Genomic DNA, 23,228 nt, shown 5'->3' with positions numbered 1-23,228 from the left:
ACGAGTCTCCGCGGTCGGGCCTCACCTCTCCGGGCCGCCCAGGGCCCTCAGCAGCAGCACGGTCACGTCGTCGGTGCGGCGGCCGCCCGGCCAGGCGTGCCGGACGAGGCTGTCGGCCAGGTCCGTGAGGTCACCGTCGTCGGCGCCGGCGAGGTGGGCGGCCAGCTCCGTGGTGGTCCGCGCGACGTCGGCGCCCGGCCGCTCCACCAGTCCGTCCGTGTGCAGGGCGAGGATCGCGCCCGCGGGCAGCGCGGCGGCGGTGACGGGGTAGCGGACCCGGGAGCCGATGCCCAGCAGCGGCCCCGGCTCCACGTCCAGCGTCCCCGCGCGCCCTGGCCCGGACCGGATCAGCGGCGGCACGTGACCGGCGCTGGCGAGGAGCAACCGGTGCCCGGTCAGGTCGAGTTGCACGTACAAACAGGCGACGAGCAGCTCGGAGTCCAGGTCCACGAGGAGCTGGTTGGTGCGGGCCATGACCTGGTCCGGCGCCGCACCCGCCGTCGCGTGGGCGTGCACGGCGGTGCGGACCTGTCCCATGAGCGCGGCGGCGGCGACGCTGTGCCCCTCCACGTCGCCGATGACGGCCGCGGCGGTGCCGTCGTCCAGGCGCAGCAGGTCGTAGAAGTCCCCGCCCACCTCCAGGCCGTGCCCAGCCGGCAGATAGCGTGCGGCGACCTCCAGACCCGGCACCGGGGGCAGGGTGCTGGGCAGGAGCGCCTGCTGGAGTTCGTGGACGAGGCGGTACTGGGTGTCGTACAGGCCGGCGCGGTCCAGCGCCTGGGCGACCAGGCCGGCCAGTGAGGTGAGCACGGCGCGCTCGTCGGCGCTGAAGTCGTGCGGGCGGTCGTAGGAGAGGATGCAGCAGCCGACCGGGCGGCCGGAGACGACCAGCGGCAGGAACGCCCACGCCTGCTTGCCGCTGATCCGGACCGCCTCGGGGTGGCTGCGGGCCAGTTCGGCCGGGCTGCAGACGAAGGCGGGGACGCCGGCCGACAGGACTTCGCCGGCCGGTGTCAGCTCGGTGTCCAGCGGGAGCGCGTCCAGACGCTCCACGGCCTCGGCGGAATAGCCGTGGTGGCCGGCGATGCTCAGCCGGCCGGCGTCGAAGGCGGAGAGGATCATGCCCTGGGCGCCGAAGGCGGGCAGGACCTGGCTGGTGACGAGGGCGACGAGGTCCTTCACGGTGACGATCTCGGTGAGCGCGGCCGCGAGGTGCACCAGCTGGTAGAGCCGTCCGGTCGGCGCCGGTGCGGCCCGGCGCACCGGCGGCGCCGCCGGCTCGGCGTCCTGCTCGCGGCCCGCGAGGACACGCACGCTGATGCCGCTGGCGTCCGGGTGGAGCCGGAACGTCAGCCACTGGTCCGGCGGCCGCAGTGCGTCGAACGAGGCGGGCGTCCGGCTGACGACGACCGTGCGGTACCGGTCCTCGTAGACGGGGTCGTCCAGCCACGGCAGGGACTGCCAGGGCCGGGTCCCTAGCAGTTCCCGCACCGGGCGGCCGAGCAGCCGGGCGGCCGCGGTGCTGACGAAGGTGACGCGGCCCTCCAGGTCCAGGGAGACGGCGCCCTCGGGGAGGCGTTCGAGGAAGTCGGCCGCGGCCATGCCGGTCACCAGCGGGTGGCGCTCGGTTTCGACACGCAGGACGCGGGGCAGCTCGGGAAGGTGCGGCGGCCCGGGCAGGTCGTCCAGCAGCCGGGCGAGCTGGTGCGCGCTGGCGGTGAGGTGGCCGCGTTCGCGCGCCGAGGCGGCGCGGGCCCGCTCGTCGGGCCACAGCAGCACCAGGCCGCCCCAGCAGCGGCGGGCGCCGACCAGGGGGATCGCGGCGAGCGCGAACCGGTAGGGCAGCACGGCCGCGGTGCGCGGATAGCGGAGCGCCATCTCGTCGTGGCCGGAGATCCACACCATGCGGTGCTCGCGGACCGCCTCGGTGAGCGGCGCGGGGGCGGTGAGCGGAAGGCGCCGCCACGGCGCGGTGAACTCCTGCGGCACACCGCAGACGGCCACCATGCGCAGCACCCCCCGCGGCTCCTCGGTCAGGAACAGACCGCCGATCGACGCGCCGGTGCGGCGCACCACGCCGGTCAGCGCCGACCCGAGCGCCTCGTCCAGGGCGCCGCCCTCATGGGGACCGGGCCGCATAGCGCCTCCGCTGACAAGCAGAGTGAAGTCGTCGTCAACCTTCCGGACCATCGGCTGCCCGCCGACGGACCGTTCACACCGACAAGAGTAGACATGTCGCCAATATTGCTCATCGTCCGGATGTGCGGCCTACGTCGACGACACTGGTGGGCCGGATGACGGCTAGCGTTCCGGCTTCTGGGTAGCCGACTGTTTCAGATCAGCGAACGCAACCATTGACGACTGAGGCATTTCATGGCCATCCCGCTTAGGCAGAAGGCATCGGATGGACCGGAACGGAACGGGGACGCCCCGCTGCGGTGGGACAACACCTGGGACAGCGGTGCGATCAGCGCCGCTCAGGCCCGCGCAGCGGCGGAGCGCTTTCTCGACCGTGTCCGTGCCACCGGCCGCATTCCCGTCCCCGACCGCGTGGTACAGGACACGCAACTGGTGGTCAGCGAACTGATCACCAATGTCGTAATGCACACGTCAGGACCATGTGGGCTCGCCCTCGAGGTGTCCCGCGACAGCGAGCGCCTGCGGATCACGGTGTGGGACTCCTCCCGCCGGCTGCCGGAGGTCAGGTCCCGCGACGGACAGCGGATCGGCGGCCACGGGCTCGAGATCGTCAAGGCGATCAGCCACACCCTCTCCGTGACGGCCCACGACGACGGCAAGCAGGTCGACGTCCAGCTCCTGCTGCCCGGCGCGCGCGGCCAGGAGGCGACGGCGGACCCTGTTCCGCTGCACCGGGCGCCGCGGACGCGGACGCGCGCCGACCCGCCGAACGGACCACCACCGAGACACGACGGACCACCCCAGGAACGGACGACACTTCCGCCCGCGGCCGGTCAGCCCGGCCCGGGCCGGTCCTCGCGCACCCGCTGGGCGACGTCACGCAGCTTGACGTTGTGCTCCTGCGAGATGCGCCGCAGCACCTGGAAGGCGTCCTCCTCGCTGAGCTTGTGGCGCTCGCGCAGGATGCCCATGGCCTCTCCGATGGCGTGCCGGCTCTCCAGCCCGTGCTCCAGCTGGTCGATGGTGCGTGCGCTGGCCAGCGCCACGGCGGCGTGCGAGGCCAGCAGCCAGCCGGCCGTCTCGATGTCCTCGCCGAAGGCCCCGGGCCGGGAGCTGTACAGGTTCAGCGCCCCGAAGTCCTCCTGGTCCGTGTACAGCAGCACTCCCGTCATGCTGCACACGCCGAGTTCGCGGGCCGCCGCGGCGAAGGCCTTCCAGCCGGGCTGGGGGGCGGCCATGTCGGGGATGCGGTACACGCGGTCGCCGCTCTTGCGCCGGGCCAGGTCGAAGCACGGCCCCTCCCCCAGCTTCCCCTGCACCCGGTCGCACTCACGGACCACGTCGTCCGTGGCGGAGAGGGTGATCGCTCTGCCCTTGCGCACCGCGAGAATGCCCGCCGACTCACAGCCCTCGACGAGGTCCACCGCCGCCGCGGAGATCGAGTCCAGCGTCGCCTGTACCGAGTCCTGCTCCAGCAGGTCCCTGGCGAGCCGGGCCATCGCCTCGGCGTACTCCCGCCACTCCATCCGCCACCACCCGTCTCGCTCACCGGTTCGATCAACACTAGCGCCGACACCGCGGGCTCCGCGTCCTCGCCCCGCGCCGGGCGCGGCGGAGCCCGTGCCACGGCTCAGCCGTCGGAGTCCGGCTTGCCGCGCGCCGCGGCGTACGCCTGGGCCGGTGTCATCGGGACGCCGTTGAGGCTGACGGTCCTGTAGGGGCTGACCTTGGCGCAGGTCTTGGCCTGGTCGGCGGTCTGCGCGTGGGCGTTGGAGACCGCGGCGCCGGTGTCGGCCGGCGCCGAGGAGGCCGACGGCGAACCGCCGGGCCAGGTGGCGCCGCTCGGCCAGTCGGCGCCGACGACCAGGGTGAGCCCGGCGCCCGCGCCCTGCTTCAGATGCGAGGCGGGCAGCCCCAGGGCCTCGGCGACCGTGCGGGCCTCGGCCTTCTGGCCGGCGCCGTAGGTCAGTGTGGTGGTGGCCGCCGGGCTCGGGGCGTTGCCCGTGGTCGTACCGGTGCCGAAGCCCTGGCCGGTGAGGGCGTCGGCGACCACGGAGGCGCGGCCGGTGATCGCGGTGCCGTTCTGCACCGTGACGGCGATGTCGGAGGCGGGCACGGCCGAGGCGGTGGCCTTGGCCCCGGCGGTCGCCGAGGCCGCCCCCGGCTTCTTCCCGGAGCCGGTGCTCAGCGACCGGTCGCCGGCGATGGCGGAGAACAGGGCCTTGGCGCCGGAGCCGACCACGACCCGGTTGCTGTCGCCGGGGTCGGCGCCGGTCTGCATGGTGGTGAAGGTCATCCGCTTGGTGGGGACCTTGTTCACGTCGGTGGCGAGACCGATCAGCTTCTTCACGGAGCCGAGGCCGTCGTCCACGGTCAGCGCCTTGGTGGCGGCGTCCGCGAGTCCGTAGACCGCGCTGGGGTCGGTCAGCGTGCCCGCGCTCTTGAACTTGCGGATCATCGCGCCGAGGAAGATGTGCTGGGAGATGGTGCGGCCGAGGTCGCTGCCGTCGCCGAACCCGTGCCGGGAGCGGACGAACTCCAGGGCCGCGACCCCCTTGAGGGTGTGGCTGCCCCGGGACAGCTTCAGATGCGAGTAGGTGTCGTAGACGTCGTCGGTGACGCAGACGGAGACTCCGCCGACCGCGTCGGACATCTTCACCACACCGGAGAAGTCGAGCTTGACGAAGTGGTCGATGGGGATGCCGGTGAGCTGGTGCACGGTGGCCACCTGGCAGGCGGGGCCGTACTGCAGGGCGCTGTTGATCTGGCCGTAGTAACCGGCCGTGGACCGGCCGGTCGCGCTGTCCGCGCAGGCCGGGACCTTGGTCATGGTGTCGCGGGGGATGCTCATCACGGTGGCGTTGGAGCGGTCGGCGGATATGTGCACCACCATCTCCACGTCCGCGTTGCTGCCGCTCTGCACGCCGGTGCGCGAGCAGCCGCCGCCGAGCTTGCAGTCCGTCTTGCTGGTGCGCCCGTCCGAGCCCATGACCAGGATGTTGATCGGGGTCCGGCCGAACGCGTCGGCCTTCTCGGTGCCGCCCTTGCCGTCCAGCGAGACGCTGTGGATGTTGCCGTTCAGATGCTGGTAGAACCACCAGCCGACGCCCGCCGTGCCCAGCACTCCGAGGGCCGTGCACAGTCCGGCGATCCGCAGCGCCCGCCTGCCGCGCCCGACCGGCGTGGCCCGTCGCGCCCGGGTGCCGCGGCGGGGGCGGGCGGCCTCCCGGGCCGCCTTGCGGGCGGCGCCGCGGCCGCCGGCGGGCGGCGGCGCCCCGTCCGCCTCGTCGGCGCGCTGTGCGGGCACCCGGGCGGTGCGGCTGCGCGTGCCCTGCCCGCCCGGGCCGTCCCACGGGTCGCTCATCTTCCACTCCCCTGAACGGTCGGGCCCGGCAGGCCGGACCGGCGCACGGGCGGCTCCACCTGGGTTTCTTCGGTTGCGAAATCTAACAAACCCCTGGGCCGAACAGCACATATCCTGGGGCAATTCACAGGTGAGAGATCGGCAAGACGGGCCGCCGGGCGCCTCGGCAGCCGGGCGAACCGGGGCTTTTCGACCGCCCGAAAAAGGGCACGCGTCGGGGGTACGCCATCCGACCGGAGGGGCGGTGTCCCGATGTCCGAGTACGAGCGTTCGCGCACGATGCCCGCGCAGCCCGAGCACGTCTTCGACCAGGCGGCCAACGCCGGCCAGCTCGACGCCTGGCTGCCCAGTGAGCTGCACGTGCACGTCGAGGATCCCCCGGCCGTCACGGTCCACGAGGACGACACCGGCCAGGACACGCCGGCCCTGATGCGCGCCGAGAGCGACCAGATGCGCATCGAGTGGGGCACCCGCGAGCAGGGCGGCTACGCGGGCTGGCTCCAGGTCGCGGGGATCGGCAGCGGTGCCAGCGAGGTCACCGTGCACCTGTCCTTCTTCGACCAGAGCCACGACCCGGGCGAGCGGCAGGTGTGCGACGCGCTCGACGACAGCCTGCGGCGTCTGGAGGAACAGGTGCGGCTGCGCGTCGACAACGCGGCGGGGTGAGCCGCCGCGCCCCGGCCGCCGAGCGGCGGGGCCGGTGACAGACACGGACCGGGCGGCGCCCGCCCTCCGCACGACGCGGAGGGCGGCCGCCGCGGTCGTGCGCGGCCCGGCCGTGCCCGCCGCCGTGGTGCGCGGCCCACCGCCGGCCGCGTCCCGGCGGGACCGGTGACCCGGCCGCCCGCAGTCGCGGCCCGTCGCGGCCCGCTCCCCCAGGCATGCGGCGCGCCGTGCGGGTATATGTACGCGCGGCGGATTCGGCGCCCGCCCCCGCGTCATGCGGCGGGGCGGGCCACGACAGGGGAGACGGACATGTTGCAGAAGCCGGTGGAGGCGGACGGGTACCCGGACGCGGGGGTGGCGACGGCGGACGGCCCGGAGGCCCGCAAGCAGCGGCTGCGAAGACGGCTGGAGCGTCTGCTCGGCATCGCCGCGACGGAGGGCAACCAGCTCACGCGGCTGCGCAACGGCGACGCGATCTTCCCCGCCATGCTCGACGCGATCCGTTCGGCCCAGCACACCATCGACATGATGACCTTCGTCTACTGGCGCGGCGAGATCGCGCACGAGTTCGCCAACGCGCTGGCGGAGCGGGCCAGGGCGGGGCTGCGGGTCCGCCTGCTGCTGGACGGGTTCGGGGCCAAGGAGATCGAGCAGAGCCTCCTGGACGCCATGGACGACGCGGGGGTCCAGGTCGCCTGGTTCCGCAAGCCGGTGCGGGTGTCCCTGCTCAAGCAGAACCACCGCTGTCACCGCAAGGCCCTGGTCGTGGACGAGAGCCTCGCCTTCACCGGAGGCGTCGGCATCGCCGAGGAGTGGTGCGGTGACGCGCGCGGCCCCGGTGAGTGGCGGGACACCCATGTCGAGGTGCGCGGTCCGGCCGTGGACGGCATAGCCGCCGCGTTCGCGCAGAACTGGGCCGAGTGCCACGACACGCTCTACGACGAGCGCGACCGCTTCGTCGAGCACGAGCAGCCGGGCCGTGCCGTCGTGCAGGTGGTCCGCGGTTCGGCCAGCTTCGGCTGGCAGGACATGCAGACGCTCGTGCGGGTCGTGCTGACCTCGGCGCAGGAGAGCTTCCGCCTCTCCACGGCCTACTTCGCGCCCGACGACTACTTCGTGGACCTGCTGGCCGCCACCGCCCGGCGCGGCGTGCGGGTGCAGATCCTGCTGCCCGGGCCGCACACCGACCAGCGCGCCTGCCGGCTGGCCGGACAGCACCACTACCAGCGGCTGCTGGACGAGGGCGTGGAGATCCGCGAGTTCCAGCCGACCATGCTGCACACGAAGATCATCACGGTCGACTCGGTCGCTTCGCTGATCGGCTCGACCAACTTCAACCGGCGCTCCATGGAGCACGACGAGGAGGTCATGCTCGCCGTGCTCGACGAGGAGTTCACCGCCGGTCTGGACCGTGACTTCGACGAGGACCTCAAGCGCAGCGAGCCGGTCGATCCGGTGCGCTGGCGGCGCCGGCCGGTGCTGCAGCGGGCCCGCGAGCTCTCGGTCAGGCCGATCCGCAGGTTCCTGTAGAAGGCGCGTCCCCGTCCCGCCGCAGGCCCGTGCGGTCCCGTCGGGCGCGAGGGGACCGGCGCCCGCGCGGGGCAGGTGTCGAAACCGAGTCCGGGGGCATCGGCGCAGTATGGATGCACAGTCATGGGCCCTGCGTGGCCGGGGCCGCGCCCGCCGCGCGGCCGACAGCACGGCGATGGCCGCGGCGGCCCGCGCGGGATTCGCCGCCCGAGGACTGATCTACGTGCTGGTGGGCGTGATAGCCCTGCAGATAGCGTTCGGCGGCGACAGCGGCGGCAAACAGGCCGACCGCGGTGGCGCGCTCGGCGAACTGGCGTCGAAGCCGTTCGGCTCGGCGATGCTGTGGATCGTCGGTGTCGCCCTCGCCGGCATGGCGCTGTGGCGGCTGTCGGAGGCGGTGTTCGGCGGGGCCGGCGCGGACGGCGGCAAGGCGTCGAAGCGGGCCATGGCCGCAGGCCGGGCGGTGTTCTACGCCTTCCTGTCCTTCTCGGTCCTCTCGTACGCGGCCGGGGACAAGGGCAGCGGGAGCGGCTCCTCCGACCGGAACACCGACGACATCACGGCCACCGCGCTGAAGTGGCCGGGCGGACAGTGGATCGTCGGGGTGGCCGGGGCCGCCGTGGTGGTCGCCGGGCTGTGGATCGCCGTCCGGGCCGTGCTGAAGAAGTTCCGCAAGCACCTGCGGACCGCGCAGATGTCCCACAAGGCGAAGCGCTTCACCGACTTCTTCGGTGTCGCCGGCGGTGCCGCGCGGGGCCTCGTCTTCGCCGTCGCGGGGGTGTTCGCCCTGGTCGCGGCGGTCCAGCACCAGCCGGGCAAGGCCAAGGGCATGGACGACACGCTGCGTTCGTTCCGGGATCTGCCGGCCGGCCCGTGGCTGCTCGCCCTGGTCGCCCTCGGCCTGGCCGCGTTCGGCGTCTTCTCCTGGTGCAACGCCCGCTGGCGCGAGGTCTGAAGCCGGCCGTCCCCGCCTAGGCGGGCAGCGGCACCGTGGCCGAGACCCGCTTGCCCTGGGCGTGCCGGGTGACGCGCAGGCGGCCGCAGATCCTCAGCACGAGGTGCAGTCCGCGCCCGCCCAGGCGCTGGGCGTCCACGGGCCGGACGACGGGCGGGGCCTGGGAGGTGTCCGAGACGGTGACGCGCACTTCGTGCCGGCCGGGTGCGACCTCCAGCAGCAGCGCACAGGGGCCGGGGGCGTGACGCAGCGCGTTGGTGATCAGTTCGCTCACCACCAGTTGCGCGTCCTGGCTGGCACGCCGGCCGGGAGGGTGCCCGGCCCGGACGAGCAGGGTGCGCACGGCGCCGCGCGCGTCGGCGATGCGCAGGGCGCCGTCGCCCCAGGTCGCGCTGAAGCGGAGCGTCTCGTGCGGCCCGTCACCGGCCCCGGCGTCCGCTGGTCGCGCCGTGTGCGGCCGGTGGCCGCCTTCGCTCTCGTGGGTCAAGGACAATTCCGTCCCCCTCGGTCTTTCCGGCATCCTTCCCGTCTTTCCCGATGGTGCACCGCGGGTCAGGAGGTGTCGCTGCGCAGCGCGCTGTCGCGGGAGTCGGTGATCGAGAAGTGTCCGATGGTGCCGCTGATGGTAAGCAGCCGGACGAGGCCCTCCTGGAGCGGGCCGAGGATGACGAATTCGCGGCCCCGCGCACGGTGGCGCCGCTGGGCGTCGAGGAGGGCGCTGAGCAACTGGCTGTCGCCGAAGGTCACCCCGGAAAGGTCCACCACGGTGACGGGCAGATCGGACTCGTCGGCCTCGGCCCAGGCGGCACGCAGCAGGTCGCACTCGTCGTAGTCGACCTCTCCGCGCACCCTGATCTCCAGGACGCGCGCATGCCGCGCGACCTGCACTGTTGTCTCGGAACCCCACCGCATGCGGTCATCCTGCCATCCGTGGTCCGGGGAATGCGAGGCCGGTGTCACGAGACCCCCGCCCCGGTGCCGCCGCCCTCTTCCGGCGGCCCCGGTTCGCCTGCCGCGGCAGGGGTCGCGACGGGTGCCGTGAGGTGGCCGAGCACATTGGTGTGGCGCAGGACGCGCTCGAGGACGTCGGGCCGGTTGTCCAGGTGCAGCGCGGCGCCGACCGCCCGGGTGTGCCGGTGGATCATCAGCAGCGCCGACAGTCCCATGGAGTCGATCCAGGTGAGGTCGGCGAAGTCCAGGCGCACATGGCGGGGAGCCGGCGGGCCGGCGAGGCCGGTGACGACGGTGTCCACCAGCTCGTCGCAGGTGTCGTAGTCGAGTTCGCCGGCGACGCGCACGGTCAGGGCCGCGGGCTCGCTGATCGTGGTGAGGCTGAATTCGGTGGCGGGGTGCTGGGTCATACGTGCAGGTGGGGTCCGGGTCCGTGAGCGGGCGAGTGGGCGCCTTCGAGCAGGGCGGTGGCGCCCTCACGGAGCAGTTTCCTGGTGCGCGGGAAGTCACGCAGCCGGTCGGACAGCGCGTCCAGGGCGCTGACCAGGGACAGCGCCGGGACGCGCCGTGCCTCGAGGATCTCCGCGGTCCACAGCAGGAAGCCGGTGAACACCTCGACGTCGTCGACGTAGAGCGCGGTGGCCAGGAAGTCGACGATGTGCGCGATGTCCTCCGCGGTCCGTTCCCGCTGCTCGTCACTGTACTCGCGCAGTGCGGGGAAACGGTCCTCCAGATCGTGCAGCGTCTGTTTGACGAGCGTGCCGCGCGACTGGACGACCAGGGTGTACTCCTGGTCGGCCAGGTGCGGCAGGTCGTCCACGATCTGCCGGGCGGCGGCCGGATCGGGGTGCGGCAGGTCGGCCTCCAGCGCCGCGGCCGCGCCGCGGGCGTCGGCCGCCCAGCGGTTCGCGCCGAGCGCGAAGGCGTAGCGGCCCTGCGGGCCGAACGCGCGGCCCCCCGCCAGCACCGGGACGCCTACGGCCTGACAGGCGGTGATGGCCGCGTGCGCGGTGGGCAGGTGGGTGGGGATCGAGCCCGACAGCAGCACCGCCCGCGGATTGGTGTGGTGCAGGTGCGCGACGAGGTGCGGGGTGGGCGTCTGCGCGCCCAGGTAGTCCACCTGCCAGCCGCGCAGACGCAGGATCTCCGCGACCAGCCGGGCCGGGAAGGCGTGCCATTCGCCGTCCACGCAGCCGACCGTCACGCGTCCCCGGTGCCCGAGCCGCCGCGGGCCGCCGTCCTGCCGGTGGGCAAGGGCGGCGACGACCCGCTCGTTGATGGCGGTGGCGGCGTGTTCCTGGGCCACGCTGATGCGGTTGGCGGCCCATTCGACGCCGACCTTCTCCTGGATCCGGGCGATGACGTCCAGCAGCACGGTCTCCTCGTCGACGCCCTCGGCGAGCGCGCCGTGCACGACGGCGGCCGCGCCGAACTCGTCGCCCTCCAGGACGGCCTGCCAGAGCCGGTCCCGCAGCAGGCTCACCTGTATCGGAACGTTCACCCCGACCTCCCGGCGCGCTCGCCCGCCCCGGAGTGGTCCGCGGCGCCCGCCGGGGCCTTCGCGGGGGCGCTGACGGCGACGGCGGCCATGTCGTCGTGGCGGCCGGTGCCGAGCCACTGGGCGGCGATCATCTGGACCCGCTCCACGACCGCCTCGGCCGGCAGCCCGGCGCACTCGGCGAGGGTCCGCCGCAGCCGCCGCTCGCCGAACATCTCGTCGCCGAGCGGCCCGCCGCGCGCCTCGGTGATGCCGTCGGTGTACAGCAGACAGGTCTCGCCCGGGCCGAGCACCGCTTCGGCGCCGACCGAGCTGATCTCGGGCAGGGCGCCGACCAGGGTGCCGCGGGTGGGCACCTCCTCCACGCTGCCGTCCCGGCGGACGATCAGCGGCGGCAGGTGCCCGGCGCTGGTCAGCCGCACGTGCACCTGGTCGTCCCGGCGGCGCACGGAGGCGAGCACCAGGGTGGCGAACCGGGTGTGCTGAGCGGTCAGCAGGGCGCCGTTCAGCAGCTTCAGCACCTCGTCGTGGTTACCGGCCAGAGGCAGCAGGGCGTGCAGGGTGTTGCGGATCTTGCCGGTCAGCACGGCCGCGTCCAGGCCCTTGCCGGCGACGTCGCCCAGCACGACGAGGGTTTCCTGCGAGGCCTCGGCGCCGGGGTGGAAGTCGTAGAAGTCACCGCCCACCCGCTCCTCGTCCCGGGCGGGGCGGTACTGCCCGGCGTACTCGACCCCGTCCACGGTGTGCAGGGCGGGCGGCAGGAGTTCGCGCATCAGGGTGGTCGTGATGGCGGCCTGCTCGGTGTAGAGGCGGGCCGCGGACAGGGCAGCTCCGGCCCGGGCCGCGAACAGCCGGGCGAAGATCTCCTCGCCCTCGGTGAAGGCCCGCTCTGTGCCGGAGCGGAGCAGGATGAGGGCACCGGCGGGAACGCCGTGCCCGGGCAGCGGGGTGACGATCACCGAGCCGACGGGCCCGGCGAAGCCCTCCGGGACCACCCAGTCGGGCAGGCCGTCGGGGTCGATCCACCGGGCGGGCACCGGCGGGAAACCCTGCAGCGCCTCGGCCAGGCCGTGCACGGCCCGCGGGTCGATCTGCCGCTGCGCCCGCTGGACGGGCCGGCCCCGCTGGGCGTAGGTCAGGGAGTGCCGGCGCCCCTGCGGGGGCAGCACGAGCACCGCGGCCTCGGCGAGGTGTTCCGCCGCCATCGACACGGTCGCCTCCGCGCAGCGCGGCACGTTGAGGGTGGACAGCAGCCTGCTGGACACGGCGGACAGGACGGCGACCCGCTCCTGCGCGCTGAGCAGCGCGGTCTCGGCCACGCGCCGGTCGGTGTCGTCGATGAGCCACCAGACCACCGCGCCGTCCTCCGACGGGGTGGGATGCGCCTCGTAGCGGCGTTCGTCGATCTCCCCGGTCAGGGGGCCGGTGAAGGTGCCGGCCGATCCGTCGGTGAGACGCCGGTGGGCCGCGCACAGCCAGGACGGCACCAGGTGCTGCCGCGCACCGTCGCCGTTCCCGTGCGGCAGGAGTCGGCGGGCGGCGGCGTTCAGGCCCACGAGAGCGCCCCGCCGGTCGATGACGAGGACCGGGTAGGGGGCATCACCCCAGGTCGCGCCGACGTTGACGCCGGCGTCCCGCGGGTCGGCAAAGGAACTCGGGGAAGCGCACACAAGCGGGGGCACGCACTCCGCGCACCCCACCACCTTCCTGCTCGAGGGGATGTTGTCCTTTGGCAACCGTCCCGCATCCATCGCCGGGAAGCAAGCCACCCCCACGCATTCGCGCACCGTCAGGGCGACGGCCGGGTCGGCGCCATCGCCCAGCGGATGGTGCGGGTGAGCAGGTGACCGGCCGGGCGCACGGTGAGGTCCTCGACCAGCGGGAGCCTGGGCAGGCGCAGCAGAGCGCGGGCCCAGTCCGGCAGCAGGTTCACCGCGTTCGCCGCCAGGGCGCCGTACAGGGGGCGCGCGACGAGCGGCACGGGCGGTTCCAGGAGCAGGAAGCGGGCCACGGCCCGGGCTTCGGGGGTGGAGCGGAGTTCGGGCCGGTAGTGCTCCAGCCGGTCGGCCAGGGCGCGTCGGTCACGCGGCGGGTCGGCCGCCCCGAGGGCCTCGGCGACGGTCGCGGCGTCGGCGGCGTAGCCGTCGTAACCGGCCGGATCCAGGCGGCGGGCGCCGTAGCGTTCGTGGGCGCGCAGGAAGCATTCCGTCTCGGCGGTGTGCACCCAGTCGAGCAGACGGGGGTCGGCCGCGTGGTAAGGATCACCCTCGCGGGTGCGTCCGCGCACCCCCTCGTGGATGCCGCGGACCCGGTCGACGGCCGCCTGGGCGTCCGACGCCGTCCCGTAGGTGGTGACGGCCAGGAAGGCGCTGGTGCGCTGCAGCCGCCCCCAGGGGTCGCCGCGGAAGCCGGAGTGGGCGTCCACGGCCGCCATGGCGAGGGGGTGCAGGGACTGCAGCAGCAGGGCGCTCACCCCGCCGATGAACATCGAGGCGTCGCCGTGGACGGTCCGGATGGGCCGGTCGGGGCCGAACCAGCGCGGGCCCGGGGTCCGGTGGATACGGGCGCGGATCTCCCCGCCGTCGGGGCCCGCGACCCGGCGGAAGAGCATCGCGCCGAGCTGGGCGCGCAGGTCCGGCAGCACGGCTCACTCCCGTCTCCCGTAGGCCGCCGCTGTCACTCGCCGGCGGACACCCCCTCTCGTTCCCGGTCGGACCGCGGCCACACATACGGCAGGTCGTCGGGCACGCCGGGGAAGGTGTGGCCGTAGGCGTCGCGGTCCTTGCGGACGAGCGCCGACTGGTGGCTGCGGTGGAAGTCCTCGTCGCCGAGCCAGGGCGGCAGTTCGCCGGCGGCCGCGAGAGCCGGCTGGTCGCGCACGGGAGCGCCGGGGCGCTCGGCGGCGAGGCCGGCGACGAGCGAGGCGGCGCAGCTGTCCTGGTGGCCCTGGTCCCGCCAGACCCGGCAGATCTCCAGGCCGTAGCGCACCAGGGCCTCCTCGTAGCCGGTCCACATGCGCACGGCGGGGTGCCGGCGCCAGCCGTAGCCCGGGACGGTCAGGCCGCGCAGGACCTGGAGCGCCTCGGCACGCTGTTTGCCGAGGCGCCGGCGGTCCAGGAGCAGGGCGGAGCGGTGGAAGTCGGGGTCGGGCAGGAACGTCTGCATGGCGGCCGTCCTCGCCTTCCGCGGCGGTCCGCGGTCACTTCTTGCGCAGGGCGGACGGCTTGTGCACCGCCCGCTTGCCGGACTTGTCGCTGCGGACCTCGTACTGGGGGTCGTCGGAGGAGGCGTCCACCGTGCGCCCGGCCGCCTCGGTCCGCTTGGTGATCTTCCGCTCGACCTCGCCCTCCGTGGTGCTCCCGTGGCTCTTCCAGGCCACCGTGTCGCCCTTGGAGAGATCCTCGCCGGAGCCCTGGCGCTTGTTCCTGGCCATGCTCATCGGTCCTTTCCTGGCGGCCCCCTGCCGTGGACGTCGGTCCTTCGCCGGGTCCCCCCTGTGGCGGCCGCCAGTCCTCCGGTCCGCCGGTCAGACCGCGCCCTCCCGCGCCCGCCCCATGAAGCCCACCAGGGCCACGACCAGCAGGTCGAACGCCACGAGGACGGTCAGGGAGACGCTGAACGCGTGGGGGGCGGTGGCCGGACCGGAGTGGTCGGAGACCAGGCGGAAGAAGATGCTGCCGGTCAGGGCCGTGCCCACGGTCGCGCCGATCTCCTGGGCGGTGGTGAGGACGCCGGAGGCGGCGGCCGCGTGGTCGGGGCCCACGGGTGCGAGGACCATGGCCGAGAGCGGCGCCATCGTCAGGCCCATGCCGACGCCGGCCACCAGCAGTGGCAGGGCGAGCAGGGCGACCTCGCCGCCCGCGCCGATCTCCCGTACCAGCAGCGCGAGTCCGCCGTAGCCGAGGGCGACGAGGAAGGCGCCGACCGCCGGGGCCCACCGGCCGAGCCGGCTCACGGCGCTGCCGCCGAGGGCGGTGGCGCCGAAGAAGCCGGCGCCCATCGGGAGGTACATCAGGCCCGAACCCAGCGGCGACATGCCACGCCCCTGCTGGAGGTAGAGGGACAGCACCAGGAAGCAGGCGCCCATGGTGGCGAAGTAGAACATCATGGCCACCAGGCCGACGGAGAACGTCCGCGAGCGGAAGAGCACCGTGTCGACCAGGGGCGAGCCGCCCCGGACCGTGCCCCGGTGCTGTTGCAGCGCGAACACCCCCAGCACCGGCACCGCCGCGACCAGGCAGAGCACCGACCACAGCGGCCAGCCCAGTTCGCGGCCCTCGGTCAGCGGCAGGACGACGGCCACCAGGCCGATCATGACCAGGAGCATGCCGACGACGTCGAGGCCGGCGCCCCCGCCGCCGCGCGACTCGGGGACCAGCCGGGGCACCAGCGCCACCGCGACCAGCCCGATGGGCACGTTGACCAGGAAGATCGCCCGCCAGCCGAGGCCGCCCGGGTCGAGCGCGATCAGCGAGCCGCCGATGAGCTGCCCGAACACGGCGGCCATGCCGATCGCCAGACCGTAGACGTTGAACGCCACCGCCCGGGCCCGCCCCTGGTACATCGCGCCGAGCAGGGCCAGCACCTGGGGGGTGACGAGCGCGGCGGCGACCCCCTGGAACACCCGGGCCGCCACGAGCTGTTCGGGGTTCTGCGCCAGTCCGGCGCACGCGGACGCGGCGGTGAACAGCGCGAGCCCGAGCACGAACAGCCGCCGCCTGCCGTAGAGATCGCCCATCCGGCCGGACGTGATCATCAACGTGGCCAGCGGCAGGCCGTATCCGGCGAGGACGAACTGCACGGCGACGGAACTCGCGTGCAGCTCGCTCTGTATGTCGGGTACGGCGACGTTCACGATGAAGAAGTCCAGCACCGTGATGAAGGTGCCGAGCGACACCAGTACGAGCGGACTCCAGCGCGGCGGCTCCTCGGGGGGCGCGGCGGGCGCCTCCATCAGCTCCGGCCCGGACAACTCCTCGGTCGCCATGAATGCCCCCTCGGGGATTTATCCCAATACGTTTCGAATGGCGTGCGTCATCACGTGCCCAGATATTCGCGTCCATGACACCCAGGACACCGAGAGCATCTTCGCATACGACCCACGGAAAGAATTCGGCCATGTCAGCGCCGTGTCAGCGGGCCTGCTCAAGCTGGGTATGACCCACGTCCGCCCCCTCCGAGAAAGCGCTATCCGAGCCGACCGCGCAACGAGAAAGGGAATCATGATCCACGCTGAGGCGACCCCCACACAGTGGCCGCTCCCGCGCACGTGTCCCATGTCCCAACCTCCCGCTCTGGCCGAGTACCGCGACGGCCCGCCTCGTGAGGTCCAGCTCCGGAACGGCCGGCGCGCCTGGCTGATCTCCCGTCACGCCGATGTGCGCCAAGCCCTCGCCGACCCCCGGCTGAGCGTCGACGACCAGCACCCGAACTGGCCGAATCGGCTCTTGTTCCCGGTGCCCCCGAGGGCCGTCTCCTTCTGGCGCATGGATCCGCCCGAGCACGGCACCTACCGGAAAATGGTGGCGCCGGATTTCACCGCGCACCGCACCCAGATACTCCGCCCGCTCATCGAGTCGGTGGCGGACGAGTTACTGGACGAGATGACCGAGGCGACCGGGCCGGTGGACTTCCACGCGGCTTTCTCGTTGCCACTCCCGTGTATCGTGATCGCCCGGATCTTCGGAGTTCCGGACGAGGACATGAACGAATTCAAGGAGAATACGAGCGCCATACTCAACCAGGCGGAACCGGAAAAGGCGATCGAGGCGTTCATCGCCACCACCGAGTACCTCGCCCGGCTGGCCGAGGTGCGAGCCGGCGAACCGCGGGACGATCTGCTCAGCCGGCTGACCGTCGACTACGTGCGCACCGGTCAGCTCTCCGGCGAGGACCTGGTGGCGCTGGTCCGGCTGATGCTCATCGCCGGCCACGAGACGACGGCCAACCAGATCGCGCTCAGCGTCTTCACGCTGCTGGACCGGCCCGTCGTGCTCGCCGAACTCCACGCCGATCCGGGCCTGTTGCCGAAGGTCGTCGACGAGTTGCTGCGCTACTGGTCGATCGCCCAGGATAACGTTGTCCGAGTCGCCGCCGAGGAGCTGGCCATCGGGGGCACCCGTATCGCCGCCGGGGACGCCGTGATCATCTCCATCCCGGGCGCCAACCACGACGAGAGCGTGTTCGCCGCCGCGGCGGAGTTCGACATCCACCGGGACAACAGCCACCACCTGGCCTTCGGGCACGGTGCGCACTTCTGCCCCGGCGGCCCGCTGGTCCGCATGGAACTGGAGGTGGCGATCGGCGCCGTCTTCCGGCGCCTGCCCGGACTGCGGCTCGCCGTGCCCCGGGAGGAGGTCGCCGTCAGCACCGACACCCTCGTGTACGGCCTGAAGAGCCTGCCGGTCACCTGGTAGCCCACGCCACGACGGACGTCGACTCGGCGAGAAGAGAAGCGCGTTCGGGTGCCGGCGGCAAGTGGGAGCGCTCCCATCCGCCGTCGGCTCCCGGGCCGCAACACCCGCCTTACCCGCCCTACCCGCAAGACCCGCAAGACCCGCAACCGTGCGAACGCAGCACACGACGAAGTGAGGTACGAGATGGAACAGCCAACGGTCCGGCGCACCGAGGCCGCGTCCCGCCGGGCGGAGGTGGCCGCATGAGGATCGGTGTGTCCACGGCCGGCAGCCGCGGCGACTTCGAACCGTACGTGGCCCTCACCCAGGGCCTGATCGACGCCGGCCACGAGGTGGTGTTCGCCGCGCCCCGCGACGCCCGCCGCCTGGTCGCGGGGACGGACGCCGAGTTCGTCGAGATGGACCTGGAGGTCCGCGAGGTGCTGCGCTCCGAGGAGGGCCGGCGCTGGCTGGCCGCCGGGAACGTGGAGGCGTACCTGGCGGGCATCGCGAAGATGCTGTCGGAGGCCCGGCACACCATCGGCGCCTCCGTGCTGGCGGCGGCCGAGGGCGCCGACGTCCTGGTCACCGGCGTCAACACCGAGGACTACGCGCTCGCGGTCTCCCAGTCGCGCGGGATTCCCATCGTCCTCGGGCACCTGACGCCGTGGCTGCTGACCGACGAGTTCCCGCAACCGCTGACCCCCATGGAGGTCCCGGACGGCGTCCCGGCCGAGCAGTACCACCTGCAGACCCACCGGGTGGCCGAGGACGTCTACTGGCAGGGCAAGAAGGACGACATCAACGAGTTCCGCGACTCGCTCGGCCTGCCGCCGGCCCCCAGCGCGGCGCTCACCTGGACCGTGGACCTGGGTCTGCCGACGCTCCAGGCGTTCAGCGAGCAGGTGGTCCCGCGCCCGCACGACTGGGCGCCGCAGAACACGGTCACCGGCTTCTGGCGGCTTCCGCACGCGGTGCGCGAACGCGTGGGCGAGGCGGTGATCCCCGGCGGGCTGGCCGACTGGCTCGACGACGGCCCGGCGCCCGTGTTCCTCGGCTTCGGCAGCATGCCGGTGCTGGACCCGCAGAAGCTGGTCGACCTGATCGTGCGGGCCGCCGGGCGCACCGGGCTTCGGCTGCTGGTCGGCGTGGGCTGGTCGGACCTGTCCGGCCTGACCGGCGACCTGCCGGAGAACGTGCGGCTGGTGGGCGCCGTCGACCACGACTGGCTGTTCCCGCGCTGCCGGGCCGTGGTGCACCACGGCGGCGCCGGCACCACGGCCGCCGGCCTGACGGCCGGGCTGCCCACCTGGATCTACACCGTCTTCAGCGACCAGCCGTTCTGGGGCGACCGCGTGGCCCGCCTCGGCGTCGGCGGGTACGCGAACTTCCAGGAGTTCGGGCTCGAGCACCTGGTGGGTGTGCTGGACCGGCTGGTCGGCGACGACCTGCGCGAGCGCGCCGCCGCCATCGGCGAACGGCTCCGCGCGGAGGACGGCGTGGGCACGGCGGTCAATCTGATCGGCAAGCTGGCCGACCGGGGCTGAGGCCGCGGTGGGTGCCGCGGCGTGCGCCGCGGCACCCACCCGCACCGTGCGGCACCCGCGCCGTCAGGCACCCGGCCCCGTCCGGCACCCAGCCCGTACGGCGCCCGGCCCGCCCGGCACCCCGGCGCGGACCGGGCCGGCACCCTCGGTCACCGGCCCGGTTCCGGTCCCGCGCCCGTTCCCTCGCGTCCCGTCGCGACCCTTAGCGTCCCTTCGCATCCCGTCGCGCCCCTTAGCGTCCCCTCGCCTCCCCTCGCGACCCTGTCGCGATCACCGGGAGTCCTGTCCCCCGGTCCCGGCCGCCGCGCGGTCGGCGTCGCCGCCGGCGCCGAGCAGCCCGGTGTGCAGCAGGGGTTCGCGCTCCTCGAGGCGGGGCAGCTCATGGCGGGACAGCCGCAGGACGACCGGGGGCAGGGCGGCGCGCACCGGCTGCACGAGCCGCAGCCAGGCGGGTACGTACATCGCCGTCCGGCGGCGTTCCAGGCCGCGGACGACCCGTGCGGCGGCCACGTCGGCGCGGTACACCCGGCGGGCGGGCGGCGGCATGTGGCCGCGCAGCTCCCGCAGCACGGCGTGCTGGTCGGCGTCCCGGATCATCTCCGTGCCCATCCAGTTGAGGTAGGCGATGCCCACGCCGACCCGGCGGTGGGCCACCTCGGCCCGCAGCGAGTGCGCGAAGGCCTCCACCCCGGCCTTGGAGGCGCAGTAGGCGCTCATCATGGGCGCGGCGCCCATCGAGGCCAGGGAGGCGATCTGCAGGTAGAAGCCGGCCGTGGCCGTCAGATCCGGCAGGAAGACCCGGGCCGTCTGGGCGCTGCCGACGAGGTTCACCTCGATCACCCGGCGCCACTCGGCGGGGTCGGAGGAGGCGAAGGGACCGCCCTCGGCGACACCGGCGTTCGCGATCACGGCGGACGGGCGCCCGAGGCGGCGGCGCACCTCCTCGGCGGCGTCCCGCAGAGCCGGGGCGTCGGTGATGTCGACCTCGTGGACCAGGGCCGGCCCCGGCAGCCGGGCGGCGACCCGGGCCAGCAGGTCCGGCTCGTGGCCCAGCAGCGCCGGCACCCCGCCGCGCCGGGCGACCTCGTGGGCGAGCGCGGCGCCCAGGCCGCGTGCCGCGCCGGTCACCACGACCACCCGGCCGCGCAGGGGGCTGCGGGCGGCGCGGGTCATGTCTCCCCAGGGCCCGGGCGCGCAGTGTGGTGCGGGTGCCCGGCGGTACGGCGGGCCTCTTTCATCTCCGCCTCGTACAAGTGGTCACGTCCCTCGGCGAGTTCGTCGACCGCGCCGCGTTCGAGCTCCTGGAAGGGCCGGTAGTAGGTCCGGTCGTAGGCCTCGACGATCTGGAACGTCCAGTGGCCGGGGATGACGTTGCGGCCGAGGATCTCCGTCTCGACCCGGTCGGCCCACTCCGTGTGCCCCGCCTCCCGCAACAGGCGCACCGTGCGGTCGAGTTCGAGATCGGCGCCGCCGGTGAGCTGGTGGAAGTCGTAGAGGCGGCCCCGGGCCCGTTCGGTCGCCTCCAGGGCCTTCGACAGTGATCCGAGGGCCTCGACCGTCTTGTCGTCGACGCCCTCGGGGCGCCGGTGCCGGTGGTCGGGTCCGTCCTGGTGTCCGCTCATGCCACTCCCTGCTGTTCGCTGTCGCCGGCCGGTGTCAGTGCCGGCGACCGGTCCGGTCGCGCCGGGCCAGCATCCGCTGGGCGCCGGCCAGACCCTTGATCCGGTGGCCGCGCAGCACGGCCCGGGCCGCGTTCGCGCCGCACGCCCCGTGCACGCCGCCGCCGGGGTGGGCGCCGGCGGAGGCCAGGTAGAGACCCCGGACGGGGGTCTCGGGCCGTCCGGTGCCGGGCAGCGGACGGAAGACGAGCTGCTGGTGGATGGCGGTCGTGCCGCCGTTGATGGCGCCCCCGAAGAGGTTGGCGTCCAGCGACCACAGGGTGGGCGGCGCCAGGATGCGGCGGCCGCGGATCCGGGACCGGAAGCCGGGCGCGAAGCTCTCGACGTGGCGCTCGACGCGGTCCGCCATGCGCTCCTGGTCGTCGGGCCCCCACTTCCCGGTGATGCCCTCGTCGCCGGCGTCGCCGCGGATGTCGTGCGGGATGTGCGTGTAGGCCCAGGCCGACTCGGTGCCCTCGGGGGAACGGGAGGGGTCGGCCGTGGTCATCTGGCCGAACAGGCAGAACGGCCGGTCGGGAACCTGGCGCATGGCGATCTGCGCGGCGAAGCGGGTCAGCTCGTCCATCCCGTCGATCAGGTGGACGGTCCCGGCGCCGGCCGCCCACTCGTCCCGCCACGGCACCGGTCCGTCGAGTGCCCAGTCGACCTTGAAGGTGGCGAAGTCCCACTGGAAGCGCCGCAGGTCGTCCTGGGTCTGCTCGGGCAGGTGCTCGGTGCCGACCAGTTCCTGGTACAGGGTGGGCACCGCGACGTCGGCGAGCACGGCGCGCCGGGCGGGCACCGCCTGCCCGTCGGCCGTGCGGACGCCCACGGCCCGCCCGCCGCGCACCACGACCCGCTCGACGCGCCGCCCGCAGTGCAGCTCTCCCCCGCGGCTGAGCAGGCGCCGTACGAGCGCCGCGGTGAGCTCGCCGGAACCGCCCACCGGCACGGGGAAGCCGTAGGTCTGTCCCAGCATGGACATCAGCCATCCGAAGCCGCCGCTGCCCGCGGACTCGGGCGCGAGGTCGGCGTGCAGCGCGTTGCCGGCCAGCAGCAGCCGGCCGCCCTCGCCGCGGAACTCCTCCTCGCCCATGCGGCGCACCGGCAGCACCAGGGACCGCGCCACGCGCAGGCCGCCCGAGGCGCGCACGGCGAGGGCCAGCCGGGCCATGGCCTTCACCGGCGGGAAGGGGGTGAACAGGGCGCCCAGCACATCGGGCCGCAGCTTCTGCCACAGCCCGAACAGGCGGTGCCAGGCGGCTCCGTCGCCCTGCGCGAAGGCCTCCAGGGACTGCGCCGTCTCCTCGGTCCGCCGGTGCAGCACGGCGCATCTGCCGTCGGACAGGGGGTGGGCCAGCACACTCGGCGCGTGGGTCCAGCGCAGTCCGTGCTCCTCCAGGTGGAGCGCGGAGAGCACGGGGGACGCGGCCGCCAGGGGGTAGAACGAGCTGAACATGTCACTGACGAAGTCCGGGTCCACGCCCCGGTCGTGCCGGACGGCGCCACCCGGCTCCGGCTGCTCCTCCAGCACGCTGACGCTCCATCCCGCGTCCAGCAGCAGGTTGGCGGCCACCAGCCCGTTGGGTCCGGCCCCGATCACCACCGCGTCAGGCATGACCGGCCCCGTTCCCGCCCGTGGCGTACCGCCCGAGCGGCCGCGACCGTCCCTCCCGCTCCTCGGAGGCGTCACCGTCCTCGCAGGTCTTCGCCAGGCGGGCGAGCATGGCCCGGTGGCGTAGCTGGATCAGCATCTCGAAGCCCATGTTGTGCAGGGCCCCGCCCGCGCCCTGGAGCGGGTGCTCGTCGACGATGACCAGGCAGTTCTCACCCCATTTGCGCAGCTCGATGCAGATGCGGGCGGTGCCGAGCGGGCCCGCCTTGGCTTCGAGCTCCAGGACGGATCCCTCCACGCAGCGCCGTACGACCGTCTCGTTGCCGACCTCGAAGGGGCCCAGCCGGATCTGGTACCCGATCGACGCCGACTCCTGCGGCCACTCACCGTCCTTCGGCTGGGACGCGGCGGTTCCCACCACCCACTGCGCGTACCTGCTGCCGTCGGCGAGCACCTCCCAGACCCTGTCCGGACTGGTCTTGATCAGACGATGCCGAACCGCCACGTGCGCCTCCTGGTGCATATGTCCGTTTGCCTGTTATCGCCGAGTGCCCTGACCGGCCCCGCCCGACACGTGGCCCGGCGTCCCGGGTGCGGGGGCGGCAGGTTCGGCCGATGCTGGAGCCATGCCCGGGAAGCGTCCAGTGATCGTGCAGCTGCCGTCCCCGACCGGCGGACGCCGGGTGCGGGTCGACGGCGAGATCCTCGGCCTCGCGCACAGCGTGCGCGATCTGGTCGAGTTCCTGCGCCGGGCGGGCCTGGAGATCGAGCCGGAGGAAGTGGCGGACTCGCCGCTGATCGACTGGCGCGGCATGGGCCCGGACCGGTGGGAGGCCGAGACCCGGACCTGAGCGCGTGGGACCGCGGGACCTCCGGGGGGCCTCGGCGCGTTCTGCCCGGTTCCGGTGCG

Annotated in this window: 22 protein-coding genes and 1 pseudogene; 7 read left to right on the top strand and 16 right to left on the bottom strand. The window is 73.6% G+C overall.

What is annotated here, in order from left to right:
- Window positions 1-21: 21 nt before the first annotated feature.
- A complete protein-coding gene (locus TNCT1_RS20885) occupies window positions 22-2,139 on the bottom strand; it encodes a SpoIIE family protein phosphatase (RefSeq protein ID WP_143634385.1) in 2,118 nt (705 codons plus the stop codon).
- Window positions 2,140-2,373: 234 nt separating this feature from the next.
- On the opposite strand from TNCT1_RS20885, the pseudogene TNCT1_RS20880 reads away from it, so the two are divergent.
- A pseudogene (locus TNCT1_RS20880) lies at window positions 2,374-2,799 on the top strand (ATP-binding protein); the annotation flags it as partial.
- Window positions 2,800-2,972: 173 nt separating this feature from the next.
- Here the strand turns inward: TNCT1_RS20880 and TNCT1_RS20875 are convergent.
- The gene (locus TNCT1_RS20875) at window positions 2,973-3,665 is read right to left on the bottom strand and encodes a GAF and ANTAR domain-containing protein (RefSeq protein WP_143634382.1); all 693 of its coding nucleotides are present in this window, start codon (window positions 3,663-3,665) and stop codon (window positions 2,973-2,975) included.
- A gap of 104 nt (window positions 3,666-3,769) precedes the next feature.
- Window positions 3,770-5,503 carry an LCP family protein gene (locus tag TNCT1_RS20870; RefSeq protein ID WP_174266377.1) on the bottom strand — a complete coding sequence of 578 codons (1,734 nt, stop codon included), beginning with the start codon at window positions 5,501-5,503 and terminating at the stop codon, window positions 3,770-3,772.
- Between the two features lie 252 nt (window positions 5,504-5,755).
- Here TNCT1_RS20870 and TNCT1_RS20865 point away from each other — a divergent pair, with 252 nt between their 5' ends.
- The 3 genes from TNCT1_RS20865 to TNCT1_RS20855 all read left to right on the top strand — a co-directional run bounded on the left by TNCT1_RS20865 (window position 5,756) and on the right by TNCT1_RS20855 (window position 8,654).
- The gene (locus tag TNCT1_RS20865; protein ID WP_143634379.1) at window positions 5,756-6,169 is read left to right on the top strand and encodes an SRPBCC family protein; all 414 of its coding nucleotides are present in this window, start codon (window positions 5,756-5,758) and stop codon (window positions 6,167-6,169) included.
- Window positions 6,170-6,478: 309 nt separating this feature from the next.
- Complete coding sequence (locus tag TNCT1_RS20860; RefSeq protein WP_143634375.1) at window positions 6,479-7,699, top strand: phosphatidylserine/phosphatidylglycerophosphate/cardiolipin synthase family protein; 1,221 nt, start codon at window positions 6,479-6,481, stop codon at window positions 7,697-7,699.
- Window positions 7,700-7,808: 109 nt separating this feature from the next.
- The gene (locus TNCT1_RS20855) at window positions 7,809-8,654 is read left to right on the top strand and encodes a DUF1206 domain-containing protein (protein ID WP_174266376.1); all 846 of its coding nucleotides are present in this window, start codon (window positions 7,809-7,811) and stop codon (window positions 8,652-8,654) included.
- Window positions 8,655-8,670: 16 nt separating this feature from the next.
- Here TNCT1_RS20855 and TNCT1_RS20850 read toward each other — a convergent pair whose 3' ends face one another.
- The 9 genes from TNCT1_RS20850 to TNCT1_RS20810 form a co-directional block, all read right to left on the bottom strand.
- Window positions 8,671-9,141 carry an ATP-binding protein gene (locus tag TNCT1_RS20850; protein WP_235902773.1) on the bottom strand — a complete coding sequence of 157 codons (471 nt, stop codon included), beginning with the start codon at window positions 9,139-9,141 and terminating at the stop codon, window positions 8,671-8,673.
- A 65-nt stretch (window positions 9,142-9,206) separates the two neighbouring features.
- On the bottom strand, window positions 9,207-9,566 hold the full coding sequence (locus tag TNCT1_RS20845) for an STAS domain-containing protein (RefSeq protein WP_235902771.1): 360 nt from the start codon (window positions 9,564-9,566) through the stop codon (window positions 9,207-9,209).
- A 44-nt stretch (window positions 9,567-9,610) separates the two neighbouring features.
- On the bottom strand, window positions 9,611-10,015 hold the full coding sequence (locus TNCT1_RS20840; RefSeq protein ID WP_143634370.1) for an STAS domain-containing protein: 405 nt from the start codon (window positions 10,013-10,015) through the stop codon (window positions 9,611-9,613).
- Window positions 10,012-11,106: a B12-binding domain-containing protein gene (locus tag TNCT1_RS20835; protein WP_143634368.1), complete on the bottom strand. Its 1,095-nt coding sequence runs from the start codon at window positions 11,104-11,106 to the stop codon at window positions 10,012-10,014. Before TNCT1_RS20835 ends, TNCT1_RS20840 begins: the two co-directional genes overlap by 4 nt.
- Window positions 11,103-12,785, bottom strand: a complete 1,683-nt coding sequence (locus TNCT1_RS20830) for a PP2C family protein-serine/threonine phosphatase (protein ID WP_235902769.1) — start codon at window positions 12,783-12,785, stop codon at window positions 11,103-11,105. Before TNCT1_RS20830 ends, TNCT1_RS20835 begins: the two co-directional genes overlap by 4 nt.
- A gap of 107 nt (window positions 12,786-12,892) precedes the next feature.
- Window positions 12,893-13,714, bottom strand: a complete 822-nt coding sequence (locus TNCT1_RS20825; protein WP_143634606.1) for an oxygenase MpaB family protein — start codon at window positions 13,712-13,714, stop codon at window positions 12,893-12,895.
- Window positions 13,715-13,779: 65 nt separating this feature from the next.
- Entirely contained in the window at window positions 13,780-14,268 is a 489-nt protein-coding gene (locus tag TNCT1_RS20820) for an MSMEG_6728 family protein (protein ID WP_143634365.1), read from the bottom strand.
- Window positions 14,269-14,302: 34 nt separating this feature from the next.
- Window positions 14,303-14,536, bottom strand: coding sequence for a DUF2945 domain-containing protein (locus TNCT1_RS20815; RefSeq protein WP_143634362.1), 234 nt, complete (start codon window positions 14,534-14,536; stop codon window positions 14,303-14,305).
- Between the two features lie 93 nt (window positions 14,537-14,629).
- Window positions 14,630-16,090 carry an MFS transporter gene (locus TNCT1_RS20810; RefSeq protein ID WP_143634360.1) on the bottom strand — a complete coding sequence of 487 codons (1,461 nt, stop codon included), beginning with the start codon at window positions 16,088-16,090 and terminating at the stop codon, window positions 14,630-14,632.
- 289 nt (window positions 16,091-16,379) lie between these two features.
- Here TNCT1_RS20810 and TNCT1_RS20805 point away from each other — a divergent pair, with 289 nt between their 5' ends.
- On the top strand, window positions 16,380-17,519 hold the full coding sequence (locus TNCT1_RS20805) for a cytochrome P450 (RefSeq protein WP_160160417.1): 1,140 nt from the start codon (window positions 16,380-16,382) through the stop codon (window positions 17,517-17,519).
- Window positions 17,520-17,761: 242 nt separating this feature from the next.
- Window positions 17,762-19,045: a glycosyltransferase gene (locus TNCT1_RS20800; RefSeq protein ID WP_143634355.1), complete on the top strand. Its 1,284-nt coding sequence runs from the start codon at window positions 17,762-17,764 to the stop codon at window positions 19,043-19,045.
- Between the two features lie 270 nt (window positions 19,046-19,315).
- Here TNCT1_RS20800 and TNCT1_RS20795 read toward each other — a convergent pair whose 3' ends face one another.
- The 4 genes from TNCT1_RS20795 to TNCT1_RS20780 are packed head-to-tail and all read right to left on the bottom strand — an operon-like array spanning window position 19,316 to window position 22,823.
- Window positions 19,316-20,218: an SDR family oxidoreductase gene (locus TNCT1_RS20795; protein WP_143634353.1), complete on the bottom strand. Its 903-nt coding sequence runs from the start codon at window positions 20,216-20,218 to the stop codon at window positions 19,316-19,318.
- The gene (locus TNCT1_RS20790; protein ID WP_143634351.1) at window positions 20,215-20,667 is read right to left on the bottom strand and encodes a hypothetical protein; all 453 of its coding nucleotides are present in this window, start codon (window positions 20,665-20,667) and stop codon (window positions 20,215-20,217) included. Before TNCT1_RS20790 ends, TNCT1_RS20795 begins: the two co-directional genes overlap by 4 nt.
- Before the next feature lie 34 nt (window positions 20,668-20,701).
- A complete protein-coding gene (locus TNCT1_RS20785) occupies window positions 20,702-22,321 on the bottom strand; it encodes an NAD(P)/FAD-dependent oxidoreductase (RefSeq protein WP_143634348.1) in 1,620 nt (539 codons plus the stop codon).
- The gene (locus TNCT1_RS20780; RefSeq protein ID WP_143634346.1) at window positions 22,314-22,823 is read right to left on the bottom strand and encodes an SRPBCC family protein; all 510 of its coding nucleotides are present in this window, start codon (window positions 22,821-22,823) and stop codon (window positions 22,314-22,316) included. The genes TNCT1_RS20785 and TNCT1_RS20780 overlap by 8 nt, the downstream gene beginning before the upstream one ends.
- Window positions 22,824-22,944: 121 nt before the next feature.
- On the opposite strand from TNCT1_RS20780, the gene TNCT1_RS20775 reads away from it, so the two are divergent.
- Window positions 22,945-23,169 (top strand): hypothetical protein, encoded by a 225-nt coding sequence (locus tag TNCT1_RS20775; protein WP_174266375.1) that lies wholly within the window; start codon window positions 22,945-22,947, stop codon window positions 23,167-23,169.
- The last annotated feature ends 59 nt before the right edge of the window (window positions 23,170-23,228 follow it).

Origin of the sequence: Streptomyces sp. 1-11, from assembly GCF_007176755.1 — a bacterium.
Classification (GTDB): Bacteria; Actinomycetota; Actinomycetes; order Streptomycetales; family Streptomycetaceae; genus Streptomyces.
The sequence above is the reverse complement of the archived record's forward strand: the minus strand, read 5'-3'. Positions and strand labels throughout refer to the sequence as shown.

What these genes read in the sequence shown, in the direction of transcription:
- TNCT1_RS20805 (WP_160160417.1), top strand. Translation starts at nt 16,380, where the DNA reads ATGTCCCAACCTCCCGCTCTGGCCGAGTACCGCGACGGCCCGCCTCGT.
- TNCT1_RS20885 (WP_143634385.1), bottom strand. Translation starts at nt 2,139, where the DNA reads ATGCGGCCCGGTCCCCATGAGGGCGGCGCCCTGGACGAGGCGCTCGGG.
- TNCT1_RS20870 (WP_174266377.1), bottom strand. Translation starts at nt 5,503, where the DNA reads ATGAGCGACCCGTGGGACGGCCCGGGCGGGCAGGGCACGCGCAGCCGC.
- TNCT1_RS20855 (WP_174266376.1), top strand. Translation starts at nt 7,809, where the DNA reads ATGGATGCACAGTCATGGGCCCTGCGTGGCCGGGGCCGCGCCCGCCGC.
- TNCT1_RS20875 (WP_143634382.1), bottom strand. Translation starts at nt 3,665, where the DNA reads ATGGAGTGGCGGGAGTACGCCGAGGCGATGGCCCGGCTCGCCAGGGAC.
- TNCT1_RS20860 (WP_143634375.1), top strand. Translation starts at nt 6,479, where the DNA reads ATGTTGCAGAAGCCGGTGGAGGCGGACGGGTACCCGGACGCGGGGGTG.
- TNCT1_RS20795 (WP_143634353.1), bottom strand. Translation starts at nt 20,218, where the DNA reads ATGACCCGCGCCGCCCGCAGCCCCCTGCGCGGCCGGGTGGTCGTGGTG.
- TNCT1_RS20815 (WP_143634362.1), bottom strand. Translation starts at nt 14,536, where the DNA reads ATGGCCAGGAACAAGCGCCAGGGCTCCGGCGAGGATCTCTCCAAGGGC.
- TNCT1_RS20820 (WP_143634365.1), bottom strand. Translation starts at nt 14,268, where the DNA reads ATGCAGACGTTCCTGCCCGACCCCGACTTCCACCGCTCCGCCCTGCTC.
- TNCT1_RS20825 (WP_143634606.1), bottom strand. Translation starts at nt 13,714, where the DNA reads ATGCTCTTCCGCCGGGTCGCGGGCCCCGACGGCGGGGAGATCCGCGCC.
- TNCT1_RS20840 (WP_143634370.1), bottom strand. Translation starts at nt 10,015, where the DNA reads ATGACCCAGCACCCCGCCACCGAATTCAGCCTCACCACGATCAGCGAG.
- TNCT1_RS20790 (WP_143634351.1), bottom strand. Translation starts at nt 20,667, where the DNA reads ATGAGCGGACACCAGGACGGACCCGACCACCGGCACCGGCGCCCCGAG.
- TNCT1_RS20785 (WP_143634348.1), bottom strand. Translation starts at nt 22,321, where the DNA reads ATGCCTGACGCGGTGGTGATCGGGGCCGGACCCAACGGGCTGGTGGCC.
- TNCT1_RS20845 (WP_235902771.1), bottom strand. Translation starts at nt 9,566, where the DNA reads ATGCGGTGGGGTTCCGAGACAACAGTGCAGGTCGCGCGGCATGCGCGC.
- TNCT1_RS20800 (WP_143634355.1), top strand. Translation starts at nt 17,762, where the DNA reads ATGAGGATCGGTGTGTCCACGGCCGGCAGCCGCGGCGACTTCGAACCG.
- TNCT1_RS20865 (WP_143634379.1), top strand. Translation starts at nt 5,756, where the DNA reads ATGTCCGAGTACGAGCGTTCGCGCACGATGCCCGCGCAGCCCGAGCAC.
- TNCT1_RS20775 (WP_174266375.1), top strand. Translation starts at nt 22,945, where the DNA reads ATGCCCGGGAAGCGTCCAGTGATCGTGCAGCTGCCGTCCCCGACCGGC.
- TNCT1_RS20810 (WP_143634360.1), bottom strand. Translation starts at nt 16,090, where the DNA reads ATGGCGACCGAGGAGTTGTCCGGGCCGGAGCTGATGGAGGCGCCCGCC.